Here is a 2443-nt window from a genome sequence, read left to right on the forward strand (position 1 = left end):
ACCTGATCTTGCACAAGCTGCTGAAACTCGGTGTAGATGGCTTTGCGCTTTGCCTCATCAAATTCCTTCGCGCCTTGGATGTAGAGGCGATCGATCTCCTTCTCCCAGTCAGAAACCTGCCAGCCAGAAATCGGCGGCTGTCCCGGTTGCGGTCCCTGGTTGAAGTCGTGCGAGGCTCCAGAGCTAAGCCAGTAGTTTGCGCCGTCGTTCGGCTCGACGCTGCCCGTGTAGCTGAGGAAATACATGTCCCAACTGCGCGCGTTGATTTTCTCCACTAGCACGTTGAAATCGACCGGACTCAGATCAAGCTGAATCCCGATTCGCCGCAGATCTTGCTGCATCTGCGTCGCCATCGCCTGAATGTTCTTGCTAGCGGCAGGCAGCAGCAGCGCGAAACGAACTCGATTGCCCTCCGAGTCCAGCAGTTGCCCTCTGGCGTCGTAGGTGTAACCCGCGCTGCGTAAGAGGTCCTTCGCCTTTTCCGGGTTGTGATCGTAAACCTTTAAGCCCTCTTTCGGCGACAGGAAAAACGGACTTTGCACCGAAATTGGCGAATTCTGCAACTCCCCAATGCCGCGAAACAAACTGTTAATCATGACTTGACGATCGAGCGCGTACGCCACCGCCTGCCGAAATTCCTTGGTGTTGAACCAGCGCGATTTGATCGGATCAACGAACGGCTGTCCCTTAGAATTGAGCGCCCGATTGAGATTGAACGCGACAAACGTCGTGCCAGACGTCGGTCCGCCGTTGCGAATGCCAAACTTGCCGCGCTTTTCTTCGCGCTTCAGCAGCGAGTAATCTTCCGGGCGTAGCCCTGCCATATCCAACTCGCCAGAGCGGAATTTCAGCATTCGGACATCGCTATTTTCGACAATTTGCCAAATGATGCGATCGACATACGGCTGCTGATTGCCCTGCGCGTCTTTGCGCCAGTAGTAGGGATTGCGACGAAACACCACGCGCTGGCTTGTGACGTAGCTTTCGATCGTGTACGGACCATTCGTGACAATCTGTTTGGGGTCCGTGTCGGTGCCCCAGGTCGAGAGAAACTTTGGCTTGCCGTCTGAGTCATTCGTAAACACAGACTCTCGCAGCAGGTGCGCGGGCAAAATCTTGGCAACCATGACGCGCAGAAACGGCGAGAACGGCTCTGGCAGCGTAAACTCCACCCGCCGATCGTCCAGCTTCTTGACCGCTGGCAGCGCCTGAGAAACCCCGATCCGCAGCGTGTCGCGCACAGGCGCTGGAATCTTCTCGTTCAGGTACACGTCGTTGTAGCTGAACACCACATCATCTGCCGTCAACGGTGCACCATCTGACCATTTCAGCCCTTCGCGCAGCGTAAACACAAAGCGCTTCTTATCGTCAGAGATTTGCCAGGATTCCGCTAGCGCTGGAATAATTTCAGCGGTAATTCCGTGTTCATCTACCAGTCCCTCGTAGGTGAACGGGAACACACTTGGCTGCGAGTTGTTCAGCGCGTAGTTGAAGCTTTTTGGGTCAGACAGAGCGCTGGCGACCAGTTGAGGCACCTTGGCTGCCTGCGATCGCAAATCCAACTGGCTACACGACGCCAGAGTGATCGCCATCAGCAATCCCAAGCCTACTAAAATCCAGTAGCGCGATCGTCGTATCAGCGAAGGGAGTCCGAGTCCTGCCATAGTGATTAGCCGTTAATTACTAGCTGTTAGCGATTGGCTATAGCTATTAGCTGTGAGTCATTAGTTGCCAGTATAAACCTCGCCATCAACCCTTAACCAAACAACCCTCGCTCCTCACTTTCCCTTAGTCGCTAGTCGCTTGCTATGCCCTTTCTTCTTGCCTTTCTCGTGCTTCGCCTTGCCTTTTGGTTCATTGCGTTTCCCAATCCCGATGAGGCGTACTATTGGCTGTGGGGGCAGCATCCCGACTGGTCCTACTATGATCATCCGCCGCTACAGGCGTGGGTGCAGGGCGCATTTACAGCGGTGCTGGGTCGATCGACCCTCACCCTGCGATTGCCGAATCTGATCAGTAACGGCATTTTTTTCTACACCTACTACCGCATCACGCACTACCTCTACGGTAAGGACGCCCAACGCGCGTTTTGGCTTGTGGTTTTGTGGGTTTTGGCGTCGCCGCTGTACTTCCTGTTTTTGGCGCTGGCGTGGCACGATCACCTGCTGATTACGCTGTCGCTGGTAGCGTCGTTTCTGTTCATCACGTTTCTGGATGGCTACCTTGCCGATGGCAGCGGGCAAAGCTGGCGGCTCTACGGCACGGCGATCGCGCTGGGCGGTGCCGGACTCTGCAAATACAATGCCGTCTTTGTCGCGATTGGCTTTGCTGCCACCGTGCTCACCGAGCCGCGTCTGCGTCCCCTTCTGCGCGATCGCCGACTTTACCTCGCGATCGCGATTGGGCTATCTGCGCTGGTTCCGATTGCGATCTGGAATCTATC

At 55.5% G+C, this 2443-nt stretch carries 2 protein-coding genes; one reads left to right on the forward strand and one right to left on the reverse strand.

Annotated features, from left to right (window positions below; all coding sequences use genetic code 11):
• The coding region (locus H6F43_RS01270; RefSeq protein WP_190340212.1) for an ABC transporter substrate-binding protein at positions 1 to 1664 on the reverse strand (1664 nt) is incomplete at its 3' end.
• A gap of 144 nt (positions 1665 to 1808) precedes the next feature.
• On the opposite strand from H6F43_RS01270, the gene H6F43_RS01275 reads away from it, so the two are divergent.
• The coding region (locus tag H6F43_RS01275) for a glycosyltransferase family 39 protein (protein ID WP_190340213.1) at positions 1809 to 2443 on the forward strand (635 nt) is incomplete at its 3' end.

The organism is Leptolyngbya sp. FACHB-36, assembly GCF_014695955.1.
In the GTDB taxonomy this organism is placed as follows: Bacteria; Cyanobacteriota; Cyanobacteriia; order Leptolyngbyales; family Leptolyngbyaceae; genus FACHB-36.